Origin of the sequence: Beijerinckia sp. L45, from assembly GCF_009765775.1 — a bacterium.
In the GTDB taxonomy this organism is placed as follows: domain Bacteria; phylum Pseudomonadota; class Alphaproteobacteria; order Rhizobiales; family Beijerinckiaceae; genus RH-AL1.
On the sequence record NZ_LMUU01000244.1, the window covers coordinates 33,056 to 38,162 of the forward strand.

At 63.8% G+C, this 5,107-nt stretch carries 6 protein-coding genes and 1 pseudogene; all 7 read right to left on the minus strand.

Features of this window, described 5'->3' with window-relative positions; translation table 11 throughout:
- Positions 1 to 912: pseudogene (locus tag GSQ79_RS25245) on the minus strand (phosphoketolase); the annotation flags it as partial.
- A complete protein-coding gene (locus GSQ79_RS25250; RefSeq protein ID WP_158811512.1) occupies positions 909 to 2,123 on the minus strand; it encodes an acetate/propionate family kinase in 1,215 nt (404 codons plus the stop codon). The pseudogene GSQ79_RS25245 and the gene GSQ79_RS25250, both read right to left, overlap by 4 nt.
- 85 nt (positions 2,124 to 2,208) lie before the next feature.
- A complete protein-coding gene (locus GSQ79_RS25255; RefSeq protein WP_158811513.1) occupies positions 2,209 to 2,673 on the minus strand; it encodes a hypothetical protein in 465 nt (154 codons plus the stop codon).
- Between the two features lie 89 nt (positions 2,674 to 2,762).
- Entirely contained in the window at positions 2,763 to 3,461 is a 699-nt protein-coding gene (locus tag GSQ79_RS25260; protein WP_158811514.1) for a CBS domain-containing protein, read from the minus strand.
- Between the two features lie 135 nt (positions 3,462 to 3,596).
- Positions 3,597 to 3,824, minus strand: coding sequence for a hypothetical protein (locus GSQ79_RS25265; protein WP_158811515.1), 228 nt, complete (start codon positions 3,822 to 3,824; stop codon positions 3,597 to 3,599).
- A gap of 53 nt (positions 3,825 to 3,877) precedes the next feature.
- On the minus strand, positions 3,878 to 4,093 hold the full coding sequence (locus GSQ79_RS25270) for a hypothetical protein (protein WP_158811516.1): 216 nt from the start codon (positions 4,091 to 4,093) through the stop codon (positions 3,878 to 3,880).
- A 556-nt stretch (positions 4,094 to 4,649) separates the two neighbouring features.
- A partial coding sequence (locus tag GSQ79_RS25280; protein WP_210253214.1) for a universal stress protein occupies positions 4,650 to 5,107 on the minus strand: 458 nt, incomplete at its 5' end.

Sequence of the window (5,107 nt, forward strand, 5' to 3'; positions counted from 1 at the left end):
CTTAAGACCATCGACCACCTTCGGCCCGGTCCAGCCTTTCGGGGTACGGAGCACGATGACGGGCCAGGCCGGTCGATCGAACGCCTTACCTTCCCTCGCGTCGAACTGGATGTCACGGATCTTCAGGATCGCCGTCTCAAGCACCACAGCGAAGTCCCGGTGGACGACCGCCGGATCGTCGCCTTCGACGAAGAAGGGTTCGTATCCCTGACCCTCGAAGAACTTCCGAAGATCTTCGTCGTCGTGCCGGCCCCATACCGTCGGGCCGGAGATCTTGTAGCCGTTCAGGTGCAGGATCGGCAGGACGGCGCCATCGCGGACCGGGTTGATGAAGTCGACGCTCTTCCAGCTTCCGGCGAGCGGCCCCGTCTCGGATTCGCCATCGCCGACGACCGCTGCGACGACGAGGTCCGGGTTGTCCATCACCGCGCCGAAGGCGTGGACGAGGACGTAGCCCAGTTCGCCGCCTTCGTGGATCGAACCGGGCGTCGGCACGCTGACGTGGCTTGGCACGCCTCCGGGCGTCGAGAACTGCCGGAACAGCCGCAGCATCCCGGCTTCGTCCTGGGTGACCTCCGGATAGAACTCGGTGTAGCTGCCCTCCAGCCAGACATTGGCGATGATCGCGGGGCCGCCGTGTCCCGGGCCCGCCATGTAGATCGCGTCGAGATCGTGCTTCTTGATCAGGCGGTTCATGTGAACGTAGATCAGATTCAGGCCCGGCGACGTGCCCCAGTGCCCGAGCAGACGCGGCTTGACGTGGTCGACGGTCAACCTCTCGCGCAGGAGCGGATTGGCGGACAGGTAGATCTGTCCGACGTTCAGGTAGTTCGCCGCGCGCCACCACGCGTCCATCCTGCGGAGTTCGTCGGGGCTGGGCGGCGCGGGCGCGATCGTGATGGCATGGGTCATAGGGGGTGCCTAGCGTAGCTGTGGGATGGGGTTACCGCTCGAAGGATTTCGAGGGTATGGCGGGCGATCGTTATCTCTTCGTCGGTCGGGATCACCCGCACGTCGACCCTGCTTCCGGCGGCACTGATCCGGCCGGCCTGGGCAGCGTTGGCCTCGTGGTCGGGCACGACACCGAACCAGGCCAGTCTCTCGCAGACCGCGCTGCGGATCTCCGCGGCGTGCTCGCCGATGCCGCCGGTGAAGACGAAGCCGTCCAAGCCCTCCAGGGATCCGGCGAGAGCCGCCGTCTCCCGCGCGACCCGATAGACGAAGAGTTCGACGGCATCTCGGGCGTGGTCATCCGCGCTATCGAGCAGCACCCGCATGTCGCTGGACAGGCCCGAGACCCCGAGGAGGCCCGAATCTCTGTAGAGCAGCGTCTCCAGCGCGCCGGGATCGAGCTTCTTCTCCTGAAGCAGGTAGAGGAGGACGCCGGGATCGATCGCCCCGCAGCGGGTGCCCATAATCAACCCGTCCAGGGCCGTGAATCCCATCGTCGTGTCGATGCTCCGCCCGTTGGACAGGGCGCAGAGGCTGGCGCCGTTGCCCAGATGCGCGACGACGACCTTGCCGACGGCGAGTTCCGGCGCCGCCTCCCGCAGCCTTCCGGCTATGAACTCGTACGACAGGCCGTGGAAGCCGTAGCGGCGGACGCCATCGTCCTCCAGCGCGCGGGGGAGCGCGTAGCGCGCGGCCACCGGCGGCATGGTGTGGTGGAAGGCGGTGTCGAAGCAGGCCACCTGCGGCAGGCCTGGACGGACATCGGTAACGATCCGGACGGGTGCGAGGCTATGGGGTTGATGCAGCGGCGCCAGAGGCGTCAAGGCTTCGAGGGCCTTCATGACGGCCTCGTCGATGCGGACCGGAGCGGTGAACCCGCGACCGCCGTGAACGACACGGTGGCCGACTGCGATCAGCGAGACTTCGTTGAGATGAGCGTCGACCCATTCGAGCAGGTCGCTCAGCAGGGTGTGGTAGGCGGTCTTCTCCGGCCATCGCCGCTCGTCGACCGCGGCACCCTTGGCGTCCTTCGCGGAAAGGCGGGGCGAGGTCTCGAGACCCTCGACGACGCCCCGTGCGACGAGCGAAGGGGCGCCATTGTCGGTCGCGCCGTACAAGGCGAACTTGACGCTTGAAGAGCCGGCGTTGAGGGCGAGTACGGCACCTTCCATCGATCCATCCTGGTTCGTGTACGCCGGCGATCCCGCGCCGCCGGCCTTTGTCGGTGCTTCCGTCCGGAACGCGCGAGTGGCCAAGTCAGAACCTCTGGTCGCTGAACGGCGAGGTGGTCGGCGTCTGTATCGCGATGAATCCGACCTTCGCGGCCTTGTGGCAGGCGTTGCAGGCATCCGTCAGCGCCGCGTACCCCTTGGCGAAGCCGACGGGGTCCTTGCCCTCGGTGGCCACGCGGATCGCATCGAGCTGACGTTCGGCAGCCCTCACGTCGTCCACCGGGATGTTCTGGTAGAACATTCCTGCGTGCCTGAGAGTGTCCGCGATCTGGTCGAGCTCATACCGGGCGAGGGGCCAGTTCCGTTGCCGCCCCGCAAACCACAGCTTGATATGCCGAAGCTGCGTCAGCCCCATAACGTTACCCAGGCTGTTGATGTCGTCGCCGGAAGAACCGGGCCGGTCTCGTGGAGGCGTCGAGTAGGACACCTCGGCGCCGAATGCCGGAACGAGAGTGACCGCCACGATGGCGAGGCTCATCATTAAACGCATGGAAGTGTGACCTTTGATTGTTTCAGGTGTGGCCCGAAGCCGGGCGACACGGACGGGGAGGGCCTGACGGCCGCTCCCCGATGGCCTAATCACATCGCGTAGACCGGGAGGTTAGGGATCATCTTGATGACGTCCTCCACCGCGACGACACCGACTACGTTCTCGGCGGCGACCTCCGCGGCCGACTTGTGCTCGTCGCTTGGCGCGTAACCGGACAGCTTGACGCGTCCTCCCTCGACGTCGACGCGGATGCGGCAGTCCATAGCCCATCGTTGGTTGGCGATCTCCGCCTTGACGCGTTCCTGGATCTCACCGTCGGACGTCGCCTGCTCCTCGTACGAGGGCGCCACGAAGCGACCTAACGCCTTGACGAAGTCCGATCGACTCAGAATACCGACGAGCCTGCCGTCCTTCTCGACGGGAAGCCGCTTGACGTGGTGCGTTTCCATCAGCGTCGCGGCCTCGGCCAAGGTGGCGTCGAGTCCGATCGTGATGGGTCCCTCCGACATGACGTCGCAGACCTTGCGGCCGTTGGCCTTCTTGTAGGCCTCGGCCAATCCGTCGCTTCCAAAGAAGCCGGACCACCAGTGATCGGACTTCGTCGCGCTACCGAATTCGATGCGACGCAAAAGGTCGCCTTCGCTGAGGACGCCGCAGAGCCGCCCCTGATGATCGACAACGGCCAGACCGCTGAGCCTGTGATAGTCCATCAGGGTGATGGCGTCGGCGAGGGTATCGTCGGGATGGATGGTGACGACGGGCGTCGTCATGATGGTCTGGACGAGCATGTCTGATCTCCTTGTTGCGCGGTCCCCTGAAGCGGGATCGACACAAGTCTCGTTCGTTTTCCCAGGGCCGGCGTTGATGCAGCGCAATCTCGCATGAAAATCGCCGGTCATGCGTTCGACGGCGATCCGGGACCCCTACTTCGCGTCTCGACGCATCGGTGCCGTCGAGAGGAGCCAACGCGACGGATCTCCCCAGGTCGTGCCGGTGAAGTCATCGCAGGCAAGCGCCCTGCGGCGGGCTATCAGCAATTCCAAGAATGCCTCGTACTCGGCCAGGTATTCCTCCCGGGACGAAAGGTTGTCGGATGCGGCTTTCGCGGCCGCCAACGACGCGGCGACAATGCTTTCGATCGCGAAATTCATGATGTTACTCCAAAGAGGTGGGATGCTGGCACGCGAGCCGACCGCAGGAGGTCCTAGAACGCGCAGCGCGAACACGCGGCGGGTGGCGTCGCGTAACGTTGGATGGCCGCAACGTTGGCCTCAGGTTTGGGACTGACGGGATCCGCAAGCGGATCTTCATCCAGCAGGGACTCAAGGTAAACCCGCAGCGTTTCGAGTGATGTCTCGCAGGCTCGAAGATCGATCGAGACCTTGAAAATCTCGGATTTGATTGCTTTCACGACGTTCATGACCGTTCCTCGGAATGATGAACAATCATTAGCCGCAGGCGACTGGACCACCTTGATGCAGATCAACGGTCGTTCAAGTAGATCCGGCCTATGCCAGAGAGCATCAATATCAATCAAGTATTCGTGTCCCGATGAGCGTAGTGCAAATCAATACTTTTCTCTGGCGCGCGAATGATCTGGATCAAACGACGCGCCGTTGGCATCGGTACTATCGACCTGTTCCTTCGTTAAGAAAGACAGGCATCGATGTACCGGACAATCTCAGAGCTGCGAGCCCGGTGGCTCAGCACGCGCATAGCCCTTCATCAGCAACAGAAGTCTCTGCCGGTCCTCCACCGGATCTCGACGCCGTCCGAGTTTGCGGCGGCTGCGTGGAGCAGCAAGTTGAACGGATGGTGTTCGGAGCTCGACGCGTTGCTTGAAGAATATCCGGAAACGAGCCCGCGGGAGATGATACCGTTGGGAGACGAGCGAGTAACGGCGATGATCGGCACGATCGGTTTTTTCTAAACGAGGCGACCGTTTCCTGACGGGCATGGACCTCGGGTCCCGCCCCTCAGCTATGACTGAGGAAGAGCGTGGTGGGATGGGAAGCCAGCAGGGACCGCGTCGCTCCGCCGAACAGCCGCTCCTGCACCCAGGTACGGGAATAGGCGCCCATCACGACGAGATCGAAACAAGCCTTTCCAAGGTAGCTCAGCAGCGTCTCGATCGTATCATCCCGGCGGACGGGGACTTCGTGGAGGACGGCATCTATGCCGTGCCGGACGAGGTGCTGCGTCATTTCGAATCCCGGTAGCTGGTCGCGTAGTTGCGTCGCGTGGCGAACGCAGACCAGTTCGACGGCGTCGAACGCCGCGAGCAGCGGGATCGCGTCGTTGACCGCGCGAGCGGCGGTCGCGCTGCCGTCCCACGCGACGGCGCAACGTTCCAAGCGACAGGTTCTGGTTCCCGCGGGCACGATCATTGTCGGCCGACCGCTCTCGTGGAGCGTAGTTTCAGCATAGGCGGCGT

Excerpts from the sequence above, each read along its gene's own strand:
- GSQ79_RS25250 (WP_158811512.1), bottom strand. The coding sequence starts at position 2,123 with ATGGAAGGTGCCGTACTCGCCCTCAACGCCGGCTCTTCAAGCGTCAAG.
- GSQ79_RS25255 (WP_158811513.1), bottom strand. The coding sequence starts at position 2,673 with ATGCGTTTAATGATGAGCCTCGCCATCGTGGCGGTCACTCTCGTTCCG.
- GSQ79_RS25260 (WP_158811514.1), bottom strand. The coding sequence starts at position 3,461 with ATGCTCGTCCAGACCATCATGACGACGCCCGTCGTCACCATCCATCCC.
- GSQ79_RS25265 (WP_158811515.1), bottom strand. The coding sequence starts at position 3,824 with ATGAATTTCGCGATCGAAAGCATTGTCGCCGCGTCGTTGGCGGCCGCG.
- GSQ79_RS25270 (WP_158811516.1), bottom strand. The coding sequence starts at position 4,093 with ATGAACGTCGTGAAAGCAATCAAATCCGAGATTTTCAAGGTCTCGATC.